The organism is Caldisphaera sp. (genome assembly GCF_023256325.1).
GTDB lineage: Archaea > Thermoproteota > Thermoprotei_A > Sulfolobales > Acidilobaceae > Caldisphaera.
The window spans coordinates 102,617-125,744 of record NZ_JAGDXI010000044.1; the positions used below are offsets into that span (position 1 = coordinate 102,617).

The window sequence follows — 23,128 nt, forward strand, 5'->3', positions numbered from 1 at the left end:
AATATTGAAGGATAGAGTATTTAAAAAATTATTAGAAGAAAAGAAAAATAAAATACATCTAACATTAATAGATCCAGATAAAACTTCACCTGAAATGGCAAGATTAATATCTTTGAGCGCATATAAAGCTGGATCTAGCGCAATTTTAATTGGTGGCTCTTTGGGAGTTTATGAGCCTCATTTAACAGAACTTGTAAAATCTTGCAAAGAATCTGGTTTACCAGTAATATTATTTCCAGGTAACATTAATGGTTTAACGGCATCTGCAGATGCAGTTTTATTTATGCTTTTGTTGAATAGTGATGATCCTTATTATGTAGGTGGAGTGCAAGCTCAAGCGGCACCTATAATATTAAGAATGGGACTTGAAACAATACCAACAGCATATATAATAATAGGTCATGGAGGTGCTGCAGGATATATAGGAAAAGCAAGACCAATTCCTTATGAAAGAGGCGATATAGCAGCTGCCTATTCTCTAGCAGGAGCAATGCTAGGAGCTAAAGTAATTTATTTAGAAGCGGGTAGCGGAGCTCCTTATCCAATACCACCTCAAACCATATCTTTAGTTAGAAGGGCTTTAGACCAAATAGAATATAACGGTTTATTAATAGTTGGCGGAGGTATAAATAGTCCTGAGGCAGCCAGAGAAGCTATAAAGGCTGGAGCTGATGGAATAGTTAATGGTACCATCGTTGAAAAAGATCCAAATTCTATATACCATATGATAAAAGCGGTTAAGAATGAAAACTGATACGAAACAAATTAAAAGGCCCGCAAATATAATATAAGCGGTGAAAGGATGTCAACAAAACCCAAGAAAAGATCTTCAAAGAAAAAACAAACATCGCCTATGACATCTGCTGGATTAATAGCATTCTATGAAGACTATGATAGCAAAATAGAAATATCGCCTATGACATTGATAATAATATCAGTTGCTATAGCAATTATAGTAATCTTTGCCAGATTAATCTAAACCTACAAAAATATAATTTGTTCTTGCTTTTCTTAAGAGCTATCAGAGTTATTTTGCGAATGAATTCAATTAAAACACTATTAAAAGTTCCTTCATACTACATGTATTAAACAGATTTCATAGCCATTAAGGATAGATAAACTTGCTTTACATTAAAACCTATAATTGTTAAGAAATCTCATGTTTCACTAAAATTTCTCTTAAATAGCTGCTATAATCCATCTCCATAATTTCTTCTATTATTTTATTTAAATCACTTATGCTTATCTTACCTGATAAATCTCTAAATCTGTTAGATTTTATAGCTATTTTAAGAGCATATATGTGAGAACATCCTTTGTAAGTTCTTTTTTCTATCTGCATCCTAAATCCTTTACAACTGCAATATAAAGGTGAACCCTTTGAAGATAATATTAAGTGATCTCCATGCTTTCCCATGTAAACCCATAACTCAGGATATTTACTTATTAAAATAAATCTGTTAGATAAACCAATTTCATTAACCCTTTTTGACCAATTGCTAGGTATCTCTATAAAAGAATTTTCATTAATTTCATATATCGTTTGATTTTCTTTTGAGTTCGATAACATCATAACCACAGCTTTCTCTTCCTATAACTATGTAATCGGCCAAATTCAAAAATATTCCTGTTTCAACAACTCCTGGAATTGATCTAAGCATATCATCATAATATTTTGGTTTATCCATAGGTCCTGTATATACGTCTATAATAAAGCCGCCCCAATCGCTTATTATAGGTCCATCCTTTGCTTGACATTGCCTAATTTCATATTTTATATTTTTCTTTTTTAAAATATTTGAAATATATGGATAAGCCTTTGGCACAACTTCTATTGGTACAGGTCTTTTTTCTCCAAGCTTATTTACCAATTTTTCTTCGCTAACGACAAATATATTAATACTCCCTGAATATGCTAAAATTTTTTCACCTAATAAAGCAGCTCCTCTACCTTTAATCATCTCCCCTTGTCTTGTAACTTCATCTGCACCATCTATATAGATATAGCTATCTTTCTGATTATACTCAATTGCTTCTAAGCCCAAAGAAGATAAAAACAATGAGGTGGAGCTACTTGAACTTATCAACTTCTTGTTCATTAACAAATCAACTGATTCCTTTATAAATGCCTGTGTTGTGGAACCCGTTCCAAGTCCTACAATTTTATAATTTGATATAAATTTCTTAACTAATTCCAAAGCGCCTTTAGCTGCTTCTCTCTTTGCATCACATTGCATTGTTCTTTCCCTTTTATTTCATAGATAATATGCTTAAATTTTAACATTTTCTATATAATAAATAACGTCTAAACTTTTTCCTTTGAAACTAAGTTATTAAAAATAATGAAATAAATAATGTTGATAATAACTTAAATTTGAATTTTCTATTAAGAGAAAATATATTATTTCATATAAATATTGTTCAATAGAAAATTCAAATTTAAATATAATATCTTCTTTTCTCTTAGTAATTATATGGTGATAAGAATGCAAGATGAAGGTCCACCTGTTATCACAATTTGTCCTGGTCTTCAGCCTAAAGTATATCCTAAAGATAATGTAAGCAAAGCCATACAAGTAATGGTAGAAACTGGTATAGGTGCGGTAGCTGTTACTGATGAGCAAGGAAAAATTATAGGGATTTTTACTGAAAGGGATTTGTTAAATAAAGTATTAGTTAAAGACAAAAAAACTGATGAAATAATTATTGGAGATGTTATGACTAGAAATCCAATTGTTGGCAATCCTTCATGGAGCGTTTTAAAAGCTATAAAAACTATGGCTTATTATGGTTTTAGACATCTGCCAATAGTAGATGATACAGGAAATTATTTGTGCATGGTATCTATAAGAGAGCTCGAAAAGTTTATAACACAAATAGATATTGGAGTTGAGCCTAGTGAAATTATTGGTGGGGATTGATTTTAATTATTGGTGAATTGTTTGAAAAAAATATTAATAACAAATGATGATGGAGTATATAGCAAAGGGTTAAAGTTACTTTACGAATCTGTAAAAGAATTAGGAGACGCTAAAATAGTTGCACCTGAAACACCAAAAAGCTCAACAGGTTTAGGAATTACATTGCACAAACCTTTAAGGCTTTATCCTATGGAAATCAATGGATTAAACATTTTCGCTACAAACGGTACACCTTCAGATATTATATATCTTGCCTTAAAAGAAATTTTTGATAAAATAGATTTAGTAGTTTCAGGAGTAAATATTGGAGATAATACAAGCGTTCAAGTTATTCTATCTAGTGGAACCGTTGGAGCAGCTGCTCAAGCAGCTATAGTAGGAATTCCGTCAATTGCTTTTTCTGCCGATGTAAAAGAGGAAATGGAAATAACTAGAGAAGATTATTATAGATATATAAATATAATAAATAAAACAATTTCTAAATATGTATTAGATAACGGATTTCCCAAAGGTGTTCATCTCTTAAATGTAAATTATCCATCTATTATTAATAGCAGTACTAAGGTAAAAATTGCTAAACCTGCTAATATTAAATTTACTCAGAAGATAAGTACAAATAAAGATCCTGCAGGAAGAAAATATTATTGGCTATATGGTTCCACTGTGAGACCTAAAAACGATACTGATGTTTATGCAGTGCACGTAGAAAAGGCTATTGCGATAACTCCTATTTACTTGGGTCTATTCCCTTATAGATTAAATAAAGACACCTTGCTCAAATTAAATGATCTAACAAATTTAATAACAAAGGAAATTAGAAGTTAACTTGAAATTATTAATAAACTTTAATTTTTAAAATTTTAGATTATTCCCATACTTTTCTAGATATTCGCACCCCTTAATCAAAATATCAGTCGACCCTTTTAGGTCTCCAGAAAACTTATCCTTTTCTTTAAACCTAACTATCACAGGTTTATAATTAATTCTGGCTTCAACTAATGATGCCAATTTTTCTTCAGGAATTGGTTGATCTGGCCCTAAGACTATAACATCTGGTTTTATTGTTTCTATAGGTTTTATAATGTCCTTTTCATCCCCTAACATGGCTCTATAAACATATTTAATTGAGGAAACCATTTCTAATCTTGTATTTTCATCTAATATAGTTGGTCTACCTTTGTTTTTATATGCATTAATATCCCTGGCTATTACAACGTAAACCTTTCCAAATTGAGAGGCAAATTTTAATAAATGGATGTGACCAGGATGCAATATATCAAAAGTGCCAGCAACAAATACTTTTGCTTCCTTTAATGGGTTCTCAGGCCATTTTATATCTATTAAATTTAAGAACTTTAATGAATCTATAAGTCCTTCAGAATAAGAAATAGATATTAGCGCGTCATCTAATTTATCAATTTTTAAAAAATATTTTGCATCATCTAAATACGCTTTTACATTAACCAGCAAATGTGATATATCAAAACCCCTTTCTGTTATTGATTTCTTTTTTAATTCTAGATCAGACAAAGCATTTTCAACGTTGTTTATATATTTTTCTATTCTGAACTTGATATCATCCATTGTTTTTCCTCCTTCCTTCATAAATAGTTTTTTCTAGGTCTAAATAATTTAGCCTTTTTTGAAATTTATATATCAAACAAAATCCTTAAATAGATTCCCAACAAGAAATTAATATAATTATTAGAATTTAATAACAAAGATAACATAAAAATTCCATAAACTTCATTTACTTTTTGAACTATTAATTAATGCGTTATATTCTAAAGCTAAATCCCTTCTTACTATATCACCCTTAGGCTTTAATTCTTTCCAAGCCATTGCCCTAAACCTATAAATCCTTGTTCTGTTATCAAGCCAACAGTCAGGCCATAAACCAGCCTTTAAGCATGTCTCGGACAAAAATGTTTCTTTATCCCATAGATTTTCGACAGGTACTTGGGGTAATAATAAACCTCTATGATATCCTCTTTCTGCAACTAGACCATCTCTACCTATGACTACAAAGCTAATCCTCCCTTCTTTATCCAATGGTGCTTCTTCAAGTTTTGATAAAACAGAAACCTCAAAAGTAACTGTATCTAGTTCATATTCGTCCATAGGGTTAAATCTTGGATCATTAAATGCTGATTCTACAGATACTTCTATAACAGTTTTAGCTAAAGGTTTTATTGGCTCAATAAATCCTATACATCCCCTCAGGCTATGCTGTTCTTCTGAATAATATGTCTCTATAGTTGTAAATGCAGCTCCAGGTCTATACAAAATTTTAGGTAAATTTTCTGGCACTTTCATTAGCTCTTTATTTTTGAAATAATATTCAACGCTTTGCCTTGCTAATTTTACTAAAATTTTTCCTATATCATCATTAATTTCGTCTGGATCAACTGGCTTATTTAGATTTTCCTCACTCATTGTTAATCCCATAATATTATTTATCTAAGAAAGTTAATATAGAATATTTATTTTTATTTGTTTTTTAATAAGATAAAGTATATTTTACGTTAATTAAATTTTTAAATAACCTATAATCCTGGATTTACCAGATTTGGCATTAACATCAGCAACCATAATTCTTTTAAACTCAGGCATAGGTTTTGTTAATTCTACTTTTGCCTTATCATCAAATTTTAATTGACCCATTAAAATAACTCCTCCAGAGATAAAATGATATTGACCGTTTTCTTTAATTTCACTCCACGGGTATTTTACGAATTCCCCCTCAAATGACTTTAACCATTTTTTGTCTTCAGGAATTAATGCATAAGTATCTTTTACATCATCTGCCTTAACATTTTTTAAAGCTAAACCTACCCTAACCCCTGGTCCAACACTCTCTTGATCTTCATCTAATACTTGTATACTCTTTACTTCAACGGGTTGCATTGACGGGAGAGCTATCATCTTATCATGAACCTTCAAATCCATAAATGTAAAGCCCAGCATAACAGCACCAACACCTTTAACTGTAAAAACTCTATCTATATACACAAAATCTTCTTTTCTTGATTCTGGTTCTTGGTACTTTATTTCATTTTCATAATCGGAGCTTACTTTAACATTTATATTAGATGATTCTATAAGCTTCTTAATTAAATTTATGTTATTATGAATCGCTATAGAATCAATACCAGATGAATTTGCTGCTAATAACAATTCTCCATCTTTCCAATCTAAATTGTCATTTAGCAATATTATTATCTTATTTGATAAAGAGATTGCAACTAATGTGTTTATAATAGATAAAGGATATTGTGTTGGGACTATAGTAGATAAAATGTAATCATTTTGCTTTCTATAATATATATTTAAATCACCCTTGTCCTGAAGTTTGCCCATTTTTTCTGCAGCTTGCTTTGTTTTATCTTCACTTGGTGAAACTATTGATATTATGCCTCCTCTCACGCTTATCCGCCTAATTTAACCCTACTTTGATCATAATTATATCTTTATTATACCCTATGCATAATTATTTCCTTAATAGAAAAATATACTATTATATAAAATCTTCAATTTTTATTAACTAATGTAGGAGGAAAATTGATGCAAAAGCTAATAGACGCGTACGGAAGACCTCTAGAAAATCTAAGAATTGCTGTAACTAGGGAATGTAACTACAATTGTATATTTTGCCATTTGGAAGGGGATCCTATAGGCAAGCCTCAAAAAATAGGAACGATGCCTCCAGAATTAACACCCTATGATTATTCTATAATAGCTGAGGCTGCAACAAAGATAGGCATAAATGGATTTAAGATAACGGGGGGCGAGCCTTTAGTTAGAAATGATATAGTAGATATAATTGATAATATAAGAAAATATTCTGAAAACTCGGATATATCTATGACTACAAATGGTTACTTGCTTGATATATATGCTAAAAAACTAAAGGATACAGGATTAAATAGAGTAAACATATCAATACATTCTCTAAATAGAGAAACTTATTATAAAATAACAGGCGTTGATGGTTTAGAAAAAGCACTAAATGGACTTGAGGCCGCTATAGAAAATGGACTAAAAGTTAAGATAAATACATCAATAGTAAATGGATTAAACGATAGAGAAGTAATGGATTTAGTAGAGTTTGCTGCAAGTAAAGGGGTAACACTACAGCTTATAGAACTCCAACCGATCAATTCCGGTTCAAAACAATTTAGTAGTTTACATTACCCTCTCTCATTAATAGAAAACCTCCTAATTAAGAAAGGAGCAAACGTAATTTTAAGGAAACTGCATAATAGACCTATTTATAAGCTGCCTAACGGAGCAATAGTCGAAGTTGTAAAATCTTATAATAATCCCTTGTTTTGCGCTGGCTGTATGAGGGTGAGACTATTAGCTGATGGCACATTAATTCCTTGCATTAATTGGAGAAAACCAGGAGTAAATCTCTTACCTAAAATTAGAAATAAACCTAGGGATATTGCAATTAAAAATACAATAAATGCCTTTATTGAAGTAAACACTCTTAGAAAACCTTATGTATTGTATAATCTAAACACAAACCAATATGTTAGTAATGGCAGAAACCTTAGGTTAAAGATACCCAAAAAATTAAGTTAAAAATTTATTCTATTGAATTTATATTCTCAGGTTTCATAGAGCCTGATAATAAAAGCAACACACTTAAAACTAAAAGAGATGAGACAAACAGATTCCAACCATATATTGCTGATAATATTATTGTTATTCCTGATAAAAATCCTCCCCCCATTGCAAGACCAGCATCTGTTGTAAAGGGACAAACTTCGTTTTGCTGCCTGAAATAAAAAGACATTATAGACACAACTACAGATGAAGATATTAATCCTACTAAGGGAGATGTGAATAAAGAGATTAATGGAATAGCTACCATAACAAATGCATGCAATTTTTTAGTTATAAAACCCATAGACACAGTCGATAAAAGAAGAAATACAAAGAAAAGAATTTTTTCAAACAATAAAGGAAGTTGCATAAAATAGATAAAAGAAGTGGCAAGAAGCGATGAAGGTATTATTGCTTTGAAATCATTTAATGTAACATAAATTAAAGATAATGCTAGTAAAATTAGAGAAATAATCTTTAACTGTGTAAATATAAAAACTATAGATATTAAAGATAATGTGACATAAACAAAATAATATTTCCTTTTTAAAAATACTATTGGTTCAATTATTGATATCAAAAATATAGCAGAAGATATCATAATATAATGCATAAATATTATAGAAAGAGTAAATAGTAGAGCTGATATTGAATAAAAAACGCATACATAGAACCAAACGCCTTTACATAAATTACTCATTTAATTCACCTTATAAAAATCTTGCTAAAATGAAAAATGTTGCTATAACTGAATTGGCGAACTTAAATACTGATAGAGCGTTATCCTTTGATGGAGATCCTATAAACTTCTTTATTTTTAATAGTGCTATCAAAACAAATATTGTTGATAATGATGCAGCTATTAAACCCCTTCCTTCCAATAAATAGAAAAGCCATACCAATACATCTAAAGAAATTATAGAAAATATAACTAAACTTCCAAAGGTCTTTTCATTAGACACTACTGGAAGCATTGGAATAGATGCGTTCTTATAATCATCTATATGATAATAAACTATAAACCAAATATGCATAGGAATCCATGCTAATACTATTAATGCAAGCAAAATACCTCCTATACCGAGACTACCTGTTGCTGCAGCCCAACCACCTAAAGACGGCATTGCACCTGCCACTCCTCCAAACAAGATATTTGAAGCTGTTGTTCTCTTTGTCAACTCAGTATAACCTATTATATCAAACAAAAGACCCATAATTATAGCAAATACAACATATTTGTTTATAAAATCAGCTGCTATGATACCAATGAGTATAAGCAATATGATTCCCAATATAGCTTCTCCTTTTGATAATTGTCTAGATGGTAAAGGTCTCTTTCTTGTTCTTTTCATTATAGAATCTATATCAATCTCCAAGTACATATTAAGAGCTGTTACCCCTCCTATACCTCCTATACCCACGGGTATCAATAAAAGGAGATTTCTTATGTTAATTGGCGTACCTGCAGCAAAATACGCACCAAAAACTGTAACAAGCAATAGCCCAAGCTGCGCTGGTTTGGTCATTTCTAACAGAGCCTTTAATTTTTTAATAAAGCTCATTATTAGTCCCTCAATTTAACTTATTTATATTTAGCTTATATAGTTGGACTTATACTTATTAAATTCCAATTAATAGTATATTTTGTTTCTAATATTTATCCACATATAAAAATTTAAACCAATTTCACAGTTTAAATATTAGGTGATACTCTTTTGTCATCAAAAGATGAAAATCAGCAAAAAGTAGAAAATAAACCTGTGGATAGTAAGCCTAAAGATAGTAAAACACCTAAATATATAGGTATAACATTAATAGCAATTGGAGTTGCATTACTAATCTTTGTATTTTATGAGGCCTATCTCTCTTTTTTAAACCCAGGTTTTATAAGCAATTTGAATTCTTTAACTTCATCAAATACTATTCCAATATCTTTTACTGCTGAAGCTCTAGTAATATTATTAATTAAAGTCGCATTCTTAGGTATAGCTTTAGCTGCAGGCTCTACTATATTATCAAAAGGAGTAGAGTTAATTAAATAATGGGGATCTGATTGAAACTTGGCATATTAGCAACTGTTGCTGGTTTAATTTTGTTAGGGCTTGCTGCCTATCCATTATACGGATTTGTTACCGGATTTTTAAAAAATCCTTTAAATATAACAGAAACCCAAACTAATTGTAATGGTACTATTGGAATACTATTTAATATAAAGTATAATAATGAAGTTGAAGTAGATAATGCCACAATAGATTTGAAATTAATATATAGCAATGGAAAATCAGTTAATAATATACTATTTTCTGGGAATTTATTTCAGAATGAAACTGTTTACAAATGTATTCCAGCATACTATTTTGAAAACGCAGTTCAATATGAATTTAGTATAACGGGGAAAATAGGAGGATTATATAACTTTAACTTAACAGAAGTGAACAAAATTGGATAAAGAAAAAATATATTGGATAGTAAAACAAGTATTCTTAGGAATTTTAGAAGGAATATTTTATTCAATAATTTATGTTTATTTCTTACCATATCTATTAACTCTATTATCATCGTCTTTAAGCAGTCAAATTCCTCTCTTAGCATTACCTTTTTCATCTGAAATATACATATACATAGGATTATTTGTTGGATTAGATGTTGTTGCTAGAATAATGAAAGGTACAATATATAATCCATTGCTAAGGGCCTCCTCTTCTTTATTAGGATTACTTATAGTTTTAAGCTATTTTAACGGAGGTGTATTAAGTGTTGGACCTATATCAACAAATGGTGGACAAGTCTACATGACTTTAGATCTATCCCTAATACTATTAATTTACGTAGCATTTATTATAGCTCCTGGAATTATAATTCCCTTTATAGAATACTTTGTTGAGAATAAACGTTAAAAATTTTTAAGATTAAATAAAATAAATACTATTATGTGATTGAATTGGAGAACCCAAAAGAAGATTTAAATGAACTAATAAAGCATATATTGATAAAATCCGATTTATCAATTTATGTTAAAGATTATATAAAAAAGCTTAAAATTGATAGAATGGCTAATAAGAAATTTATATTAATATCTTTCGGAAAAGGAGCATCATCAATGGTTAACGGAGCAATCGAGATGCTAAACGATAAAATTGAGGGAGGAGTCGTTGTTATACCTAAAGGAACAAAAAGGCCTAAAGGAAACTTAGAAGTTATAGAATCAAGCCATCCTATCCCAGATGAAAATAGCATTAAGGCTGCAGATTCAATTATAGAGTGGACTAAAATCAGGGGAAACGTAGGGTTTCTATTTTTAATATCAGGTGGAGGTTCTTCTCTTGTCGAAAAACCCTTAAGACCTATAACTTTAGATGATCTGAAAGAATTAAATAAAATACTTTTAAATTCAGGAGCAAGCATTTCTGAGATAAATACTGTTAGAAAACATGTTTCTCAAATAAAAGGAGGAAGGCTTGCAACATTTGTATATCCAAAAAAGGCTTATGGTCTATATGCCAGTGATGTTCCAGGAGATATATTAGATCAAATAGCCTCAGGGCCAACAGTTCCAGACACTACAACATTTAATGATGCATTTAATGTGATAATAAATTATAATTTAAAAGAATCTATACCTAAATCAGTTTTAAAAGTATTAATTGATGGAGTCAATAGAAAAATAAGAGATACGCCAAAGCCTAACGATAAAATATTTAAAAAAATTAAGAATGAAATAATAGCAAAAAATGAATCAATATTGAAACATATATCAAAACTATTGAAAGGCAAAGGATACAAAACTATTATACTGACATCGAGAATTGAAGGAGAGTCTAAAGATGTTGGGTATGCTTTAGCCTCAATAACATTAGATTCAATAAATAAAGGTCTTCCATTAAGACCTCCAATCGCATTAATCCTAGGAGGAGAAACAAGCGTTACAGTAAAAGGAAAAGGCATTGGAGGGAGAAATATGGAATTAGCTCTAGCTTGGGGGTTAAAGGTTAATGAGCAAATTTCATACAAAAGAGCGGCGATATTAGCTTTTGCAACCGATGGTATTGATGGCCCAACCGATTCTGCAGGGACCTTATTATCTAGTGAAGATATAAATTACATAAAATCTCTTGGAATAGATATTAAAAAAGAATTAAAAGATAATAATAGCTATTATGTTTTAAATAAAGCAGGCCTGCTAATAAAAACAGGACCTACAGGATCTAATTTAAACAATATAATAGTTGTTGCAATAAAATAAAAATTTTATTTATTTTATTTATTCTTTAGCCCTCTTAATGGCACTCATGATTTCCGCCTTAGCTTTATCTACTCCTTCCCAACCTGTTACCTTAACCCATTTACCAGGCTCTAATTCCTTATAATGTTCAAAGAAATGAGATATTTTCTTTTTTAGGAAATCAGGAATGTCCTTAACATCACTCCAAGAACCATAAATTGGGTCAAGTTTTTCTTTAGGAACTGCTATAATTTTAGCATCAGGACCTTCTTCATCTTGCATTACTAATATTCCAATTGGCTTTGCTTCTATTATTGTTCCAGGCATTACTGGTTCTCTGCTAATTAGTAATAGATCTATAGGATCTCCGTCTTCAGATTTTGTTCCGGGGATGAAACCATAATTGAATGGATAAGACATACTTGTATATAAGAATCTATCAACTTTTACTAAACAACTTTCTTCATCTAACTCATATTTAACACTACTATTCATAGGAATTTCTATAAACATATTTACTAAATCAGGAGCTTTACTTCCAGGACCTAGTTTTTCAAGACACACGAGTTTCACACCTATTATTATTAAGGATGCGTTATATTTAAAAGTTAAACTGCTACAAATATGTATGACGACCCAAATAGGGGAGGAGGATGAATATGTCAAAGTCAAGCTATGTGTTGTTTGATGTGCCAGAAGATCTGGCAGAGGAAGTATATAAGGTAGTTAGCAAGGCAAAAGAAAGTGGTAAAATAAAGAAAGGAACTAATGAAACAACGAAAGCCGTTGAGAGAGGAAATGCCAAACTAGTAGTTATAGCTGTAGATGTAGATCCACCAGAAATAGTTGCTCACCTGCCATTATTATGTGATGCAAAAAAGATACCATTCGTGTATGTACCAAGCAAGAAAAAACTAGGAGAAGCTGTTAATATAGAAGTAGGAGCAGCAAGTGTTGCAATTGTTGAAGGAGGAGAAGCAGAAAACGATTTAAAGAAAATTGTTGATAAAGTTAAAGAATTAAGAGCTAAAGCTAGTGCATAAATTTACTAATTTGCTCTTGGGGAATGTTAAATGCCTGCTAAAGGAGCCAAAGAGGAACAATTTAAATATGTGCTGAGGATCGCTGAAACAGACATAAACGGTAATTTAAACATTATATTGGGTTTAAGCAAGATTAAAGGTATCGGATATCAAACTGCTTTAGCCATTGTTAGACACTTAAAGATTGATCCCAATAAAAGAATAGGTTATCTAAGCAATGAGGAAATAAAGCAACTAGAAGACGTTATAAGCGATCTAACCAAGCTAAAGTTACCGAGCTGGATGTATAACAGAAGAAAAGACTATGAAACCGGATTAGATAAGCATCTTATTGGAGCAGATTTAATATTTGTTGCTAGGAGAGATGTTGAAAGAGAACAAAAAGTTAATTCTTGGAGAGGAGTTAGACATAAACTAGGACTTAAAGTAAGAGGACAAAAAACTCATACTACCGGTAGATTAGGTATGACTATAGGAGTTAAGAAAGAGAAGGTGGAAACAAGTGGGGGATCCCAAAAGCAGTAGAAAGAAGTGGGAAGGGCCTGGACATCCATGGATTAAGTCCAGGTTAGAAACAGAGATGAAAATAATAGGAAAGTATGGATTGAGAAATAAAAAAGAACTCTGGACTGCAGAAACTATAATAAGAACAGTTAGGCATCAAGCAAGAAATTTACTTGCCTTACCAGAACCTCAAAGATCCGAAGTTGGTAAAAGCCTTTTGGATAGATTATACAAACTAGGCTTAATTGGAAAAGATTCAAGCCTTGATGATATTTTAGGATTAACTTCGGAAAATGTATTAGAAAGGAGATTACAAACCATAGTATTAAAGAAAGGAATGGCAAAAACAATTTATCAGGCTAGACAATTCATAACTCATGGACATATAGCCATAAATGGTAAAAGAGTTACAAATCCAGGATATTTAGTAACGAGAGAAGATGAAGATAAAATAACATATGCGTTAGGTAGTCCAATTAAAGATATGATGGAAAGTAAAAGTAGTGAAGAAAATCAAGGTGAAGAGGGTGAGTCTTAATGGCGTTTAGAGAGCTTAGGTGGGGAGTAGCTCATATATATAGCAGTTTTAATAATACAATTATACACATAACAGATCTAACCGGTTCTGAAACGTCATCAAGAGTTTCAGGAGGTATGGTTGTTAAAGCTGATAGAGAGAAACCATCTCCATATGCAGCTATGATTGCCGCAATAAGAGCAGCTCAGTCATCTATGGATAGGGGTATAACAGCAATTCATATAAAAGTAAGAGCACCCGGAGGCCATGGACCTAAAACACCTGGACCAGGAGCTCAATCAGCTATAAGAGCTTTAGCTAGAGCAGGTTTCGTTATTGGGCGTATAGAAGATGTAACACCTATACCTCACGATACTACAAGAAGACCTGGCGGAAGGAGAGGTAGAAGAGTCTAAACTATTTTTTTAATATAAATTTAATTAGCCTGGTATTATTATTTATTTTGCAGATGCTTAGGTGGCATAAAAATGGAAAAAAGTGTTGATGTATTAGACCTTAAAAATAACAAAATAACAGTATATCTAGAAGGATTTCCGATAGCATTTGGTAATGCTCTTAGAAGGCTTGTATTATCTGATGTGCCTACTATGGCTATTGATTATGTATACTTTTATGATAATGATACAAGCGTTTATGATGAAATCATAGCCCACAGACTAGGATTATTAGTTTTAAAATCTGATGATGCTATCCATAAATATAATTTGCCAGAAAAATGTGCTGGTAAGGATGAAACTGATACTTCTTGTTATGTCCAAGTGGTTCTTGAGAAAGAGTTAAGCGATGAAAGCTCCTCAGGCATATATGTTAAAGCATCAGATCTTAAGTTTTCTGATGAGAATATAAAGCCTGCATATCCTGATACTCCCATAGTTTATCTTGCTCCCGGTCAAAGGATTCACTTAGTTGCCTATGCAAGGTTAGGAAGAGGTAGAGAGCATGGAAAATGGAGTCCTGCCTCTACATCTATTTTACAATACACAACTATGGTTGATGTAAAAGGGAGCGAAGCTAATGAAGAGTGCATAAAATGTGTTTCTTATTATAAAGAAGTTGAGGAAGCTCTTAAATCAAAAGAGAACAAAACGATAGAATATAAAACAAATATAAATACAAGCGGTTTAAGATATTGTGAAGATAGTGCATGCAAGAATGTAATTAAAGTTAGATACGATAGCAATAAATTGTTGCTTACAGTAGAATCTAATGGCTCTTTAGAACCACAGCAAATTATTTTAGAAGCCTCTAAAAGCCTTGATAGGAGGGTAGAAGCGCTGCTGGAAAAAATTGAAAAGGGTGAGTAAATATGAGAAGAGAGATTACAAATGAGCTGTTAGTTAATACGCTTAAGAATTTGAGGAAGCAGTATAAAAATACTAAATCTAAGGTTTGGCTTTATATTGCAGAAATATTATCAAGACCTGCAAGAAGAAGGGTCATAGTTAACCTAAATAAAATTAACAGACTAGCCAATGATAATGATATTATAATAGTTCCTGGAAAAGTATTGGGAAGCGGTAAATTGAACAAAAAAGTTACTATTGCTGCATTCTCATTCTCAAAAGATGCTGTAGAAAAAATAAGATCCTCTGGTAGCAACAGTATTACTATAGAAGAAGTGATGAAAACGAACCCCGAAGGTAAGAATGTAAAAATAATAGTGTGAGGTGGTATGAGAATGGAAGAAATAGTAATTGATGGAAGTAATACAATATTAGGTAGGCTAGCAAGCCATGTAGCTAAATTATTATTAGAAGGAAACAAGGTTGTTATTCTAAATTCTGAAAAAATTGCCGTTAGTGGAGATCCATCGAAATTAATTCAATTTTATAAAGATACAGTATTAAATGTTAAGACTCACTATTCTCATAAATGGAGGCCAAAGAGAGCTAGATCACCAAGCAGGTTGGTTAAAAAGACTGTAGCAGGCATGTTACCAAAAAATAATAAGAAAGGTGAAGATGCTTTGAAAAGACTCAAAGTTTATGTTGGCATACCAAAAGAATATAAAAATAAGCAACCTATAAAACTACAGTTTACAGTAGATAAATTAGGAGGCAAGTTTACGACCCTTCAAGTAATAGCTGAGAATATGGGATGGAAGGTGGGTGCTGTTGAGTAACCTAAATCTGGTAGTGTCAACAGGCAAAAGAAAAAAAGCAGTAGCTACAGCTATAATAAAACCTGGTAGCGGTAAAGTCAAGGTAAATGGCGTTCCTGTAGAGATTATTCCAAACACTATGGCAAGAGTAAAAATAATGGAACCAATTTTATTGGTTGGGAAAGAAGTTATGAATCTAATAGACATAGAAGTAAGAGTGAGCGGAGGGGGAGTTATGGGACAGGCTTCTGCATCAAGAACTGCTATAGCAAGAGGGATAATTTCATTTTTCAAATGCAATGATAGCAGCGAAGAGTGCGAGAAGAGAAATAAAATTGCCGAAAGAATTAAGCAAATATTTGAAGAATATGATAGGACAATGCTATCTGGTGACTATAGAAGAACAGAACCTGAAAAATACATGAGATACAGCGCCAGAAGGGGATGGCAGACATCATATAGGTGAAAAATATGTTACCTCCAGTTAGATGTTTAACTTGTGGAGCCCCATTAGGGCACTTATATGAACCATTTAAGAAAAGAGTTGAAGCAGGAGAGGATCCTGAAAAGGTATTAGATGATTTGGGAGTAAAGAGATATTGTTGCAGAAGAACTTTATTTACTAGTATAGCTTATATAGAACAAATTTCCAAATATAGCACGTCCAGAATTGCAAGGTATAAGGAATTAGAAAAGGGTGCAAACGCTTGAGTGAAGAAGAAAATAAGGAATTACTAGTATCTTCAGATACATACAAGAAAGCAGGAGTTATTTTTGGAACGCAGATATGTACAAAATATATGAGAGAATTTGTTTATAAAATATTACCTGATGGATTCTATCTACTAGATGTTAATAAAATAGACGAAAGAATTAGGATAGCAGGGAGGTTCTTATCTACATTTGACCAGAAAAAGATAGCCGTTGTATCAACAAGAATTTATGGTCAAAGACCCATAACAATTATGTGTGAAAAACTTGGTTGCAAAGCAATAAGTGGTAGAGTTATACCGGGTATTTTTACCAATCCAAACTTAGAGAGTTATATAGAACCGGATGCTGTAATAATAACCGATACCAGAACTGACAGACAAGCTTTGGTAGAGGCTTCCAAAATCGGCTTACCAGTAGTTGCATTAGCTGACACAGACAACAAAATAGAAGATGTAGATCTCATAATTCCTGCAAACAATAAAGGTAGAAGAAGTTTAGCTTTAGTTTATTGGCTATTAACAAGAGAAATAATGAGAAACAAAGGATTGCTAGCACCAGGTCAAGAACCTGATTTCACATATGAAGACTTTGTAACAAGCAGAATTAAAAAATAATCAACACTTTACTCTCATTACATTTAATATATCTCTTATTTCCTCTAACAATTCATTAATAGCAATCAATTTTCCTCTAGACTCTTCTCTTTTAGCCATTTCAGAAACATCTCTTTCTAATAAATCAAGCCTTATATAAACCATATCAAGCAGCTCTCTTGGATCTTTCTTTTCTATATTTTCCAAATTATTCACCTTATTTAAACAAGCAGATAAATCATTAAAAATCTTCTTTTAGAATTGGGCGAAATTTGTAGTAATAGACCAGCAATAACTTTTAAAGTGGTGGGTGATATACATATAGAGGGTTTAAATAGGGGGGTGCTAAAATGCAGTCAACTTACAACATAGAGGACGAATATAACAAAAAGCCAAAAGTTGTAGGACGTCATGTCTATGGAAATGTTAAGGGATGCAGAAACACTAACCTATTAAAAGACGAAAAGGGTTTAACTAACCTTTTAATTAAGGCTGGAAATGCTGGAAATATGACAATTCTAGATGTTAAAACGTGGAAGATTGGCGAAGGAGTTAGCGCTGTGGCTATTGTATTAGAAAGCCATATAACAATACATACATGGCCAGAATATAAATTTGCTACAGTGGATGTATATAGTTGCGGTTCTCATACAGATCCCAAAAAAGCTTTCGATTTCATAGTAAATGCCCTCGATCCAGAGGATGTTGAATTCGGTATGACAGATAGGAGCCTGGAATAGGAAAGGCCCCCGGGTTCAGGCATTTTGGCCTGGGGGCCAAAGCGAACAAAAAAGAATTAAATCAAAATTATTTTTATTTTGTTAACTGATTTTCTTATTTATAACCCTTCGTTCCCTTTATTATGATTATTTCTTATAATTTTCTGCTTATAAAAATCATCCTAAAGAGAAATTCTATAAAATAACTAATTAGGTTTAATCCAGTTATCTATTGCCTCATATAATTCTTTCATAGTGTTATCATTTAAATTAATTAAAGCGTTAAATGCATCATGCAATAAAATATGGTGTAATACTTCATCTTTATATATCAGCTTAAATGCAAACTCTAAAAATTTATCATTTTTTATGTTATTATCTTCCAAAACTCTTATTAAAAATTCCATAGCCTTTGATTCTTCCAAAATATGATTTTCTAATGATTTCAATACCTCATTAGATTCTTGCAGCATAGGAACTTCATTACCTTTATTTAACATTTCTTCAATAAATCCATAAACAATGCTATGCTTATAGGAATCTAACGAAGCGATAGTTAAAATTAATTTTAACATGGGGGACTCAGCTTTTTCAACAGTTTTTCCTAACTCCTTTGAATAAATTTCTTCATCTTTTTTCCATTGTCTAACGTTTTCTATTAGATCTTTGTTGTACAATGATCTCACCATTTTAATAATTTCTTCTATGTATTTAAATCTAACATAACTAACCATAATAGAAAATATATAAAAGCCCAAAGTATAACAATGAACTATATGGAGCGGGGTAGGGCAGCCTGGTAGCCCGCGGGGCTCATAACCCCGAGGCCGGTGGTTCAAATCCACCCCCCGCTATATATAAATCCTTAATGCATATTTTACTAGAGAAACAAATGCTATTGCCAATAGACCTAAAACAATGTTTTTTATAATATTTATTAAAACATTTTCATTACTGATTTTACCCATATAATATCCTAAATAGCCTAACTCAACAAATGATATAAATAAAGATATTATTAAAGCATGTGTTATATTAAAGTTCAAGAAATATGATATAAAGAACGGTAAAGAAATAAGAGATGTGAAAACAAATGCTCCAACTCCGCTCCACAATGAAACATATAAAGACAGAAAATTAATAGATTTCCCATATATGCTATCCTTTAATGAAACCATAAGTTCCTTTTCTAAATCTTTCAGCTCCTTTAGTCTTTCATTTCTTTCAGAAAAGTATACTGATATTACACTGCTAAATATTCCCATAGTTAAAGAGCTACCTAGTATGCTCATTCCTAGAATCAAAGAATTTAAATATGGTTCATACGCACCTATCATTACACCAAGAGATGCAAAAATTGAATCAAAGGAATTTGTTATAAACATCCTCCTTGCTATAGATCTTACTTCTTTAAAGGACTCAACGATCTCAAAAAAATTCTCTAAAAATTTTTTTAATTTATTAAACATGTTATTCCCTAGCTGCTATAGCCTCTATCTCTATCTGAGCGTTAACAGGTAAATCATTTACAAATATAACAGATCTTGCTGGATATTGCCCTTTAAAATATTTGGAGTAAATATTGTTAAAAGTAGAGAACTTTGAAGGATCTTTCATAAAAACTGTTACCTTAACTAAATCATCAAATGATAAATTAGATGCTTCTAATATAGCTTTTAGATTTTCTAATACTCTTTTTACTTGTTCTTCGAAATCATCACTCACAAGCTTTCCTGTTTTTGGATCTAATGGAACCTGACCCGAAATGAATAAAAATCCATTAGAAATTATCCCCTGACTATAAGGGCCTACAGGTTTAGGTGCTTTATCTGTAAAAACTGCCTCTTTCAAATCTCCTCCCTATTTTTCATTAAAACTTATGAATTAAAAAGCTTAGTGAACTAGAATCGATTATATAATTAAGCATTATTAATTTTCTTATAAAATTCTGATATTTCTGCAATATCTTTGTCCCCAATTTTTAGTGTATCGCTTAATTTAAGTATATCTAGGACATTTCTCAAAAGAGGAGTGTAATCAATTCCATAATCGTTAAGATATTCTAAAGTTTTTTCTGCGACATATTTACTTAGCTTAACACTAAAAACTTCTTTATAGTTTTTATTAATCATCATAGGAAACCTAGATCTTAATTGAACTGAGTCTGCTCCGCCCATAGTTAAAGCCTTTACTAATAGATCCTTATCTATCTTTAATTTATCTGCTATTTGAGATATTTCAGCTAAAAGGACAGTGTTTGCAGTTAGCAATAAAGTGCTTATAAGTTTAATTATATTTGCATTTTCATTACTCCCTAAATAAATATATTCGCCCATATCTTTTAGCAAATTCTGAGACTTTTCATACAACTCTTTGTTTCCACCAACATAGAATATTAATCTACCTGCTTCAGCATCAGCAGGTCCTCTTTCTATTTTTGCCGAAATATATTTTAACCCATTGTTATTTACAAAATTAATAACATCATTTATTTCATCATAACCCATTGTTGTCATATCTATAATTACGCCTTTATAATTATTTAGAATTTTTAGTGTTTCTATAACTTCTTTTCCAGTCGGTAATAATAACAATGCGTAATCAGAATCGTAAGCATCTGAAACGTTGTTTAAAGGTTTAAATCCTTTCAAATCTGCCAGGATTTTATATGAATTTTTATCAACATCAAAACCTTCTACTTCATATCCTTTACTAACAAGATTTTTTGCAATTCCTCTACCCATCCTACCTAAACCAATTATAGCTACCTTCATTCCTGAACGCCTTTAATTTTCTGTTTTATAATAAAGCAATTATAACCTTTTTTAATAGAGCATATATAATTATTTAAAAAAATTTTTTATGGTTTAATAAAAGTATTTTATTTAATATTCTCTAGCTATAAATGTTGAAAACTTTATCCTTAAACTATAACAAAATGTAAAAATTTTAGTTATACCAGAGCATTAGGAGATAAATATGAAGTTTGCTGATGCGCACTCACATATAAATCCAATTAAAGGAATGGGATATAAAATATCAGAAAAATTTAAATCTAATGGAGGATGGTTCATTTCTTACGTCTCAGCGTCGCCTTGGGATTACTTTGATGATTTTAATGGTTTTGAATCATATAGAAAAATGATAGAATATCAAATAAAAGAGTGCAAGAAATCAAATGAAATAGGAATTAAAACTGTTTGTATAGCTGGTTTCCATCCTGAAGATATAGATTTTTTAATCGATAAAATAAAGATGAGCCCAAGCAGCGTCTTAAATTTAGGTTTAAAGGTCATAGAATATGAATCCAATTTATGCAAAGATGGTATTCTCTATGGTATTGGTGAAGTTGGAAGACAACACTATAAAACCATGCCTGAGAGAGTAGCTATTTCTCAAATTATTTTGGAAAAAGCCTTTGAATACGCTAAAGATTATGATTGTATGATACACATGCATTTAGAAAATGCTGATATAGATACGGTGAAAATAATAGATTATAATGTTAATAAGGCTAATATAAACAATAAAAGAAAAATAGTATTCCATCATGCAAAACCATCAATGTTAATTGAAATCAATAACCTTGGATATTCTTCTACAGTATATGGCATAGATGAAGTCTTAAATTTTGTTCTATATAGTTTACCTCCAATTTTTATGATAGAAAGCGACTTTCCTGATAATCCTGCGTACAAGAAAGTTGTATATCCATGGGAACTTCCAACAAAAATAGTTGAGATTTCTAAAAAATTTAATCTAAGTGAAGAATATCTATATAAAGTTAATATTGATAACATTAAACAATCATATGGTATAGAACCTTAAGAAAAATCAGCTACTTCTAGAGCTTCTTTTTGCTCTAGTTTCTTAACTGATAAATACCTATAAGATATTTGCTGTAAAAATGCATTATGTCCTTGTATCATTACTGAATGCAACCTAGAGTTTGATTTCTTTAAGAGCTTATTTATTATTTCAGGGCTGAGCCTATCCTCTCCATCAGTTATCAAAACAATATCGCTTGGTTTATCTTTACTGCTCGTCTTTGTTTTATCCATATCATCGACTGCAGATGATATAGCCCTCGTTATATCAGTTCCTCCCCCTGCTTTTATTCTTGCTAAATATGATAAAACGTTTAAAATATCTGATGCCTTTGCATTACTTTTAACGTTCATAGGTTGATAAGGAACCGAATCGAAAAATCTAACAAAAAAGTTTCTTCCTTCATCCATAGCTTTTTTAAATAACGCAACTGCAACAGCTCTAGCCCAATCTATTTTTGAACCTACCATACTACCGCTTTTATCTAATAAAACATAAATAGGCCCTTTGTTTGAAGGTAAGTTCTTTTCATAGAGTAATAACCTATCATTAGCAAATTCTGCATAAAACAATAAACTTGGAAATGCGAGCTGGCTATAATGTACTCTTTCTATATCTCCCCCAATTTCGATTCCTGAGATCCAACCTTTAGAATAATTTATAGTGTTTTTTGTTTTTGCATTGGTTATCATCTTTAGGCCTTCTATTTTCTCTAAAATTCTCGCTACATCAGTTTCTCTTGCTAACTTTAATATTTCCTCTGCAGAGCCTTCTAAAGAAAAAATGCTTCCTTTTCCTGCGCCCATTTTTTCAGCTAGCATCTTAACTTCTTTTGCCATCTCCGCGTCTTTCATAGCTGATTCAGAGGCTTTTTGTATAGCATTTTGTAATTCTTGAGAATTATTTCCTTCATTATCAGACTCGTTTTGGCTATTTCCTTCTTTTCCTTTATCGCCTCCTTGATTTGGCGGTAATAACTTGTTAAGTTTTTCTATAAATGAAGCTGCTGCAACTATACTTGTAACGCTATCTGCTGACGTATATATTTTAGTTTTCCAAGCCGATTCTGTTTTTAACAATGTAGATATTACTGTTCTTCTAAATGCCTCTTCTTCATCATCTTCAGGAGATGTTTCATCTGTTGATGGTATTGGGAAATAATATGTATAAAACAAGTCTATACCTAAATAGGGGGAAATTCTTGGATCCAAGTTTTTTCCTGATAAGTCCTTTGCTGTTGCTAATATTTTCTCTCCTCTATAAAGTCTTAGCTCATCTATGTTGCCTATTTCTCTATAAACGCTTTCTTTTCTTTTATTTTGCTTCTCCATATT

35 protein-coding genes and 1 tRNA gene are annotated in these 23,128 nt (G+C 31.3%); 22 read left to right on the forward strand and 14 right to left on the reverse strand.

All coding sequences use genetic code 11. The annotated features are described in order from the left end of the window. The first annotated feature begins 4 nt into the window (after positions 1–4). Together Q0C16_RS06620 and Q0C16_RS06625 are read left to right on the forward strand one after the other, a co-directional pair. The gene (locus Q0C16_RS06620) at positions 5–754 is read left to right on the forward strand and encodes a geranylgeranylglyceryl/heptaprenylglyceryl phosphate synthase (protein WP_292320642.1); all 750 of its coding nucleotides are present in this window, start codon (positions 5–7) and stop codon (positions 752–754) included. Between the two features lie 48 nt (positions 755–802). Beyond that, positions 803–979, forward strand: a complete 177-nt coding sequence (locus tag Q0C16_RS06625; RefSeq protein WP_292320644.1) for a preprotein translocase subunit Sec61beta — start codon at positions 803–805, stop codon at positions 977–979. A 168-nt stretch (positions 980–1,147) separates the two neighbouring features. Here the strand turns inward: Q0C16_RS06625 and Q0C16_RS06630 are convergent, their stop codons facing one another. Next, on the reverse strand, positions 1,148–1,570 hold the full coding sequence (locus tag Q0C16_RS06630) for a hypothetical protein (protein WP_292320647.1): 423 nt from the start codon (positions 1,568–1,570) through the stop codon (positions 1,148–1,150). Further along, positions 1,533–2,237 carry a ribose 5-phosphate isomerase A gene (gene rpiA, locus Q0C16_RS06635; RefSeq protein ID WP_292320649.1) on the reverse strand — a complete coding sequence of 235 codons (705 nt, stop codon included), beginning with the start codon at positions 2,235–2,237 and terminating at the stop codon, positions 1,533–1,535. Before rpiA ends, Q0C16_RS06630 begins: the two co-directional genes overlap by 38 nt. Before the next feature lie 249 nt (positions 2,238–2,486). On the opposite strand from rpiA, the gene Q0C16_RS06640 reads away from it, so the two are divergent. Together Q0C16_RS06640 and surE are read left to right on the forward strand one after the other, a co-directional pair. Next, complete coding sequence (locus tag Q0C16_RS06640; protein ID WP_292320651.1) at positions 2,487–2,921, forward strand: CBS domain-containing protein; 435 nt, start codon at positions 2,487–2,489, stop codon at positions 2,919–2,921. A 21-nt stretch (positions 2,922–2,942) separates the two neighbouring features. Next, positions 2,943–3,746 (forward strand): 5'/3'-nucleotidase SurE, encoded by an 804-nt coding sequence (surE, locus tag Q0C16_RS06645; RefSeq protein ID WP_292320653.1) that lies wholly within the window; start codon positions 2,943–2,945, stop codon positions 3,744–3,746. A gap of 27 nt (positions 3,747–3,773) precedes the next feature. Here surE and Q0C16_RS06650 read toward each other — a convergent pair whose 3' ends face one another. The 3 genes from Q0C16_RS06650 to Q0C16_RS06660 form a co-directional block, all read right to left on the reverse strand. Continuing rightward, on the reverse strand, positions 3,774–4,526 hold the full coding sequence (locus tag Q0C16_RS06650) for a DUF357 domain-containing protein (protein ID WP_292320654.1): 753 nt from the start codon (positions 4,524–4,526) through the stop codon (positions 3,774–3,776). A 141-nt stretch (positions 4,527–4,667) separates the two neighbouring features. Beyond that, positions 4,668–5,369 (reverse strand): AmmeMemoRadiSam system protein A, encoded by a 702-nt coding sequence (gene amrA / locus Q0C16_RS06655; protein WP_292320656.1) that lies wholly within the window; start codon positions 5,367–5,369, stop codon positions 4,668–4,670. 81 nt (positions 5,370–5,450) lie between these two features. Continuing rightward, complete coding sequence (locus Q0C16_RS06660; RefSeq protein WP_292320659.1) at positions 5,451–6,347, reverse strand: hypothetical protein; 897 nt, start codon at positions 6,345–6,347, stop codon at positions 5,451–5,453. Positions 6,348–6,485: 138 nt separating this feature from the next. On the opposite strand from Q0C16_RS06660, the gene moaA reads away from it, so the two are divergent. Next, entirely contained in the window at positions 6,486–7,508 is a 1,023-nt protein-coding gene (gene moaA / locus Q0C16_RS06665; RefSeq protein WP_292320660.1) for a GTP 3',8-cyclase MoaA, read from the forward strand. A gap of 4 nt (positions 7,509–7,512) precedes the next feature. On the opposite strand, the gene Q0C16_RS06670 is transcribed toward moaA, so the two are convergent. Both Q0C16_RS06670 and cyoE read right to left on the reverse strand, forming a co-directional pair. Continuing rightward, entirely contained in the window at positions 7,513–8,232 is a 720-nt protein-coding gene (locus Q0C16_RS06670; RefSeq protein WP_292320661.1) for a hypothetical protein, read from the reverse strand. A gap of 10 nt (positions 8,233–8,242) precedes the next feature. After that, positions 8,243–9,094 carry a heme o synthase gene (gene cyoE, locus Q0C16_RS06675; protein ID WP_292320663.1) on the reverse strand — a complete coding sequence of 284 codons (852 nt, stop codon included), beginning with the start codon at positions 9,092–9,094 and terminating at the stop codon, positions 8,243–8,245. A 153-nt stretch (positions 9,095–9,247) separates the two neighbouring features. Here cyoE and Q0C16_RS06680 point away from each other — a divergent pair, with 153 nt between their 5' ends. The 4 genes from Q0C16_RS06680 to Q0C16_RS06695 are packed head-to-tail and all read left to right on the forward strand — an operon-like array spanning position 9,248 to position 11,775. Next, the gene (locus Q0C16_RS06680) at positions 9,248–9,574 is read left to right on the forward strand and encodes a hypothetical protein (RefSeq protein WP_292320665.1); all 327 of its coding nucleotides are present in this window, start codon (positions 9,248–9,250) and stop codon (positions 9,572–9,574) included. Between the two features lie 11 nt (positions 9,575–9,585). After that, the gene (locus Q0C16_RS06685) at positions 9,586–9,981 is read left to right on the forward strand and encodes a hypothetical protein (protein ID WP_292320667.1); all 396 of its coding nucleotides are present in this window, start codon (positions 9,586–9,588) and stop codon (positions 9,979–9,981) included. Further along, entirely contained in the window at positions 9,974–10,429 is a 456-nt protein-coding gene (locus tag Q0C16_RS06690) for a hypothetical protein (RefSeq protein ID WP_292320669.1), read from the forward strand. Before Q0C16_RS06685 ends, Q0C16_RS06690 begins: the two co-directional genes overlap by 8 nt. Positions 10,430–10,473: 44 nt before the next feature. Then, positions 10,474–11,775 (forward strand): glycerate kinase, encoded by a 1,302-nt coding sequence (locus Q0C16_RS06695; RefSeq protein WP_292320671.1) that lies wholly within the window; start codon positions 10,474–10,476, stop codon positions 11,773–11,775. A gap of 18 nt (positions 11,776–11,793) precedes the next feature. On the opposite strand, the gene ppa is transcribed toward Q0C16_RS06695, so the two are convergent. Continuing rightward, entirely contained in the window at positions 11,794–12,318 is a 525-nt protein-coding gene (ppa, locus tag Q0C16_RS06700; RefSeq protein WP_292320673.1) for an inorganic diphosphatase, read from the reverse strand. 95 nt (positions 12,319–12,413) lie between these two features. Here ppa and rpl7ae point away from each other — a divergent pair, with 95 nt between their 5' ends. From rpl7ae to rpsB, 10 genes are all read left to right on the forward strand, one after another. Continuing rightward, the gene (gene rpl7ae / locus Q0C16_RS06705) at positions 12,414–12,797 is read left to right on the forward strand and encodes a 50S ribosomal protein L7Ae (protein WP_367117926.1); all 384 of its coding nucleotides are present in this window, start codon (positions 12,414–12,416) and stop codon (positions 12,795–12,797) included. A 30-nt stretch (positions 12,798–12,827) separates the two neighbouring features. Then, positions 12,828–13,322: a 30S ribosomal protein S13 gene (locus tag Q0C16_RS06710; RefSeq protein ID WP_292320677.1), complete on the forward strand. Its 495-nt coding sequence runs from the start codon at positions 12,828–12,830 to the stop codon at positions 13,320–13,322. Next, positions 13,300–13,839: a 30S ribosomal protein S4 gene (locus Q0C16_RS06715; RefSeq protein ID WP_292320678.1), complete on the forward strand. Its 540-nt coding sequence runs from the start codon at positions 13,300–13,302 to the stop codon at positions 13,837–13,839. Before Q0C16_RS06710 ends, Q0C16_RS06715 begins: the two co-directional genes overlap by 23 nt. Further along, positions 13,839–14,234: a 30S ribosomal protein S11 gene (locus tag Q0C16_RS06720; protein WP_292320680.1), complete on the forward strand. Its 396-nt coding sequence runs from the start codon at positions 13,839–13,841 to the stop codon at positions 14,232–14,234. Before Q0C16_RS06715 ends, Q0C16_RS06720 begins: the two co-directional genes overlap by 1 nt. A gap of 72 nt (positions 14,235–14,306) precedes the next feature. Further along, positions 14,307–15,143: a DNA-directed RNA polymerase subunit D gene (locus Q0C16_RS06725; protein WP_292320682.1), complete on the forward strand. Its 837-nt coding sequence runs from the start codon at positions 14,307–14,309 to the stop codon at positions 15,141–15,143. A gap of 2 nt (positions 15,144–15,145) precedes the next feature. After that, positions 15,146–15,505, forward strand: a complete 360-nt coding sequence (locus Q0C16_RS06730) for a 50S ribosomal protein L18e (RefSeq protein WP_292320683.1) — start codon at positions 15,146–15,148, stop codon at positions 15,503–15,505. Between the two features lie 12 nt (positions 15,506–15,517). After that, positions 15,518–15,961 (forward strand): 50S ribosomal protein L13, encoded by a 444-nt coding sequence (gene rplM / locus Q0C16_RS06735; RefSeq protein WP_292320685.1) that lies wholly within the window; start codon positions 15,518–15,520, stop codon positions 15,959–15,961. Further along, positions 15,948–16,406: a 30S ribosomal protein S9 gene (locus Q0C16_RS06740; protein ID WP_292320687.1), complete on the forward strand. Its 459-nt coding sequence runs from the start codon at positions 15,948–15,950 to the stop codon at positions 16,404–16,406. Before rplM ends, Q0C16_RS06740 begins: the two co-directional genes overlap by 14 nt. Positions 16,407–16,411: 5 nt before the next feature. After that, complete coding sequence (locus Q0C16_RS06745) at positions 16,412–16,651, forward strand: DNA-directed RNA polymerase subunit N (RefSeq protein ID WP_292320689.1); 240 nt, start codon at positions 16,412–16,414, stop codon at positions 16,649–16,651. Further along, the gene (gene rpsB, locus Q0C16_RS06750) at positions 16,648–17,268 is read left to right on the forward strand and encodes a 30S ribosomal protein S2 (RefSeq protein WP_292320691.1); all 621 of its coding nucleotides are present in this window, start codon (positions 16,648–16,650) and stop codon (positions 17,266–17,268) included. Before Q0C16_RS06745 ends, rpsB begins: the two co-directional genes overlap by 4 nt. Here the strand turns inward: rpsB and Q0C16_RS06755 are convergent, their stop codons facing one another. After that, positions 17,269–17,463: a hypothetical protein gene (locus Q0C16_RS06755; protein WP_292320693.1), complete on the reverse strand. Its 195-nt coding sequence runs from the start codon at positions 17,461–17,463 to the stop codon at positions 17,269–17,271. 134 nt (positions 17,464–17,597) lie between these two features. Between Q0C16_RS06755 and speD the strand changes: the two genes are divergently transcribed. Beyond that, complete coding sequence (gene speD / locus Q0C16_RS06760; protein ID WP_292320695.1) at positions 17,598–17,987, forward strand: adenosylmethionine decarboxylase; 390 nt, start codon at positions 17,598–17,600, stop codon at positions 17,985–17,987. A gap of 185 nt (positions 17,988–18,172) precedes the next feature. On the opposite strand, the gene Q0C16_RS06765 is transcribed toward speD, so the two are convergent. After that, a complete protein-coding gene (locus Q0C16_RS06765) occupies positions 18,173–18,655 on the reverse strand; it encodes a hypothetical protein (protein ID WP_292320697.1) in 483 nt (160 codons plus the stop codon). A 91-nt stretch (positions 18,656–18,746) separates the two neighbouring features. Here Q0C16_RS06765 and Q0C16_RS06770 point away from each other — a divergent pair. Next, positions 18,747–18,820, forward strand: a tRNA-Met gene (locus Q0C16_RS06770). Here the strand turns inward: Q0C16_RS06770 and Q0C16_RS06775 are convergent. The 3 genes from Q0C16_RS06775 to Q0C16_RS06785 all read right to left on the reverse strand — a co-directional run bounded on the left by Q0C16_RS06775 (position 18,818) and on the right by Q0C16_RS06785 (position 20,740). Continuing rightward, the gene (locus tag Q0C16_RS06775; RefSeq protein WP_292320698.1) at positions 18,818–19,435 is read right to left on the reverse strand and encodes a hypothetical protein; all 618 of its coding nucleotides are present in this window, start codon (positions 19,433–19,435) and stop codon (positions 18,818–18,820) included. The genes Q0C16_RS06770 and Q0C16_RS06775 overlap by 3 nt on opposite strands. 1 nt (position 19,436) lies before the next feature. Beyond that, positions 19,437–19,817, reverse strand: a complete 381-nt coding sequence (locus Q0C16_RS06780) for a RidA family protein (RefSeq protein WP_292320699.1) — start codon at positions 19,815–19,817, stop codon at positions 19,437–19,439. Between the two features lie 68 nt (positions 19,818–19,885). Beyond that, positions 19,886–20,740 (reverse strand): NAD(P)-dependent oxidoreductase, encoded by an 855-nt coding sequence (locus Q0C16_RS06785; protein WP_292320700.1) that lies wholly within the window; start codon positions 20,738–20,740, stop codon positions 19,886–19,888. 205 nt (positions 20,741–20,945) lie between these two features. On the opposite strand from Q0C16_RS06785, the gene Q0C16_RS06790 reads away from it, so the two are divergent. Then, positions 20,946–21,794: a TatD family hydrolase gene (locus Q0C16_RS06790; RefSeq protein ID WP_292320701.1), complete on the forward strand. Its 849-nt coding sequence runs from the start codon at positions 20,946–20,948 to the stop codon at positions 21,792–21,794. Here the strand turns inward: Q0C16_RS06790 and Q0C16_RS06795 are convergent. Further along, positions 21,791–23,125: a VWA domain-containing protein gene (locus Q0C16_RS06795; RefSeq protein ID WP_292320702.1), complete on the reverse strand. Its 1,335-nt coding sequence runs from the start codon at positions 23,123–23,125 to the stop codon at positions 21,791–21,793. The genes Q0C16_RS06790 and Q0C16_RS06795 overlap by 4 nt on opposite strands. Between the last annotated feature and the right edge of the window lie 3 nt (positions 23,126–23,128).

What these genes read in the sequence shown, in the direction of transcription:
- Q0C16_RS06775 (WP_292320698.1), bottom strand. Translation starts at nt 19,435, where the DNA reads ATGTTTAATAAATTAAAAAAATTTTTAGAGAATTTTTTTGAGATCGTT.
- Q0C16_RS06725 (WP_292320682.1), top strand. Translation starts at nt 14,307, where the DNA reads ATGGAAAAAAGTGTTGATGTATTAGACCTTAAAAATAACAAAATAACA.
- speD (WP_292320695.1), top strand. Translation starts at nt 17,598, where the DNA reads ATGCAGTCAACTTACAACATAGAGGACGAATATAACAAAAAGCCAAAA.
- Q0C16_RS06785 (WP_292320700.1), bottom strand. Translation starts at nt 20,740, where the DNA reads ATGAAGGTAGCTATAATTGGTTTAGGTAGGATGGGTAGAGGAATTGCA.
- rpl7ae (WP_367117926.1), top strand. Translation starts at nt 12,414, where the DNA reads ATGTCAAAGTCAAGCTATGTGTTGTTTGATGTGCCAGAAGATCTGGCA.
- Q0C16_RS06790 (WP_292320701.1), top strand. Translation starts at nt 20,946, where the DNA reads ATGAAGTTTGCTGATGCGCACTCACATATAAATCCAATTAAAGGAATG.
- Q0C16_RS06745 (WP_292320689.1), top strand. Translation starts at nt 16,412, where the DNA reads ATGTTACCTCCAGTTAGATGTTTAACTTGTGGAGCCCCATTAGGGCAC.
- Q0C16_RS06730 (WP_292320683.1), top strand. Translation starts at nt 15,146, where the DNA reads ATGAGAAGAGAGATTACAAATGAGCTGTTAGTTAATACGCTTAAGAAT.
- Q0C16_RS06640 (WP_292320651.1), top strand. Translation starts at nt 2,487, where the DNA reads ATGCAAGATGAAGGTCCACCTGTTATCACAATTTGTCCTGGTCTTCAG.
- Q0C16_RS06630 (WP_292320647.1), bottom strand. Translation starts at nt 1,570, where the DNA reads ATGTTATCGAACTCAAAAGAAAATCAAACGATATATGAAATTAATGAA.
- Q0C16_RS06720 (WP_292320680.1), top strand. Translation starts at nt 13,839, where the DNA reads ATGGCGTTTAGAGAGCTTAGGTGGGGAGTAGCTCATATATATAGCAGT.
- Q0C16_RS06765 (WP_292320697.1), bottom strand. Translation starts at nt 18,655, where the DNA reads ATGGTGAGATCATTGTACAACAAAGATCTAATAGAAAACGTTAGACAA.
- rpiA (WP_292320649.1), bottom strand. Translation starts at nt 2,237, where the DNA reads ATGCAATGTGATGCAAAGAGAGAAGCAGCTAAAGGCGCTTTGGAATTA.
- cyoE (WP_292320663.1), bottom strand. Translation starts at nt 9,094, where the DNA reads ATGAGCTTTATTAAAAAATTAAAGGCTCTGTTAGAAATGACCAAACCA.
- moaA (WP_292320660.1), top strand. Translation starts at nt 6,486, where the DNA reads ATGCAAAAGCTAATAGACGCGTACGGAAGACCTCTAGAAAATCTAAGA.
- amrA (WP_292320656.1), bottom strand. Translation starts at nt 5,369, where the DNA reads ATGGGATTAACAATGAGTGAGGAAAATCTAAATAAGCCAGTTGATCCA.
- rplM (WP_292320685.1), top strand. Translation starts at nt 15,518, where the DNA reads ATGGAAGAAATAGTAATTGATGGAAGTAATACAATATTAGGTAGGCTA.
- Q0C16_RS06670 (WP_292320661.1), bottom strand. Translation starts at nt 8,232, where the DNA reads ATGAGTAATTTATGTAAAGGCGTTTGGTTCTATGTATGCGTTTTTTAT.
- Q0C16_RS06710 (WP_292320677.1), top strand. Translation starts at nt 12,828, where the DNA reads ATGCCTGCTAAAGGAGCCAAAGAGGAACAATTTAAATATGTGCTGAGG.
- Q0C16_RS06625 (WP_292320644.1), top strand. Translation starts at nt 803, where the DNA reads ATGTCAACAAAACCCAAGAAAAGATCTTCAAAGAAAAAACAAACATCG.
- Q0C16_RS06795 (WP_292320702.1), bottom strand. Translation starts at nt 23,125, where the DNA reads ATGGAGAAGCAAAATAAAAGAAAAGAAAGCGTTTATAGAGAAATAGGC.
- Q0C16_RS06650 (WP_292320654.1), bottom strand. Translation starts at nt 4,526, where the DNA reads ATGAAGGAAGGAGGAAAAACAATGGATGATATCAAGTTCAGAATAGAA.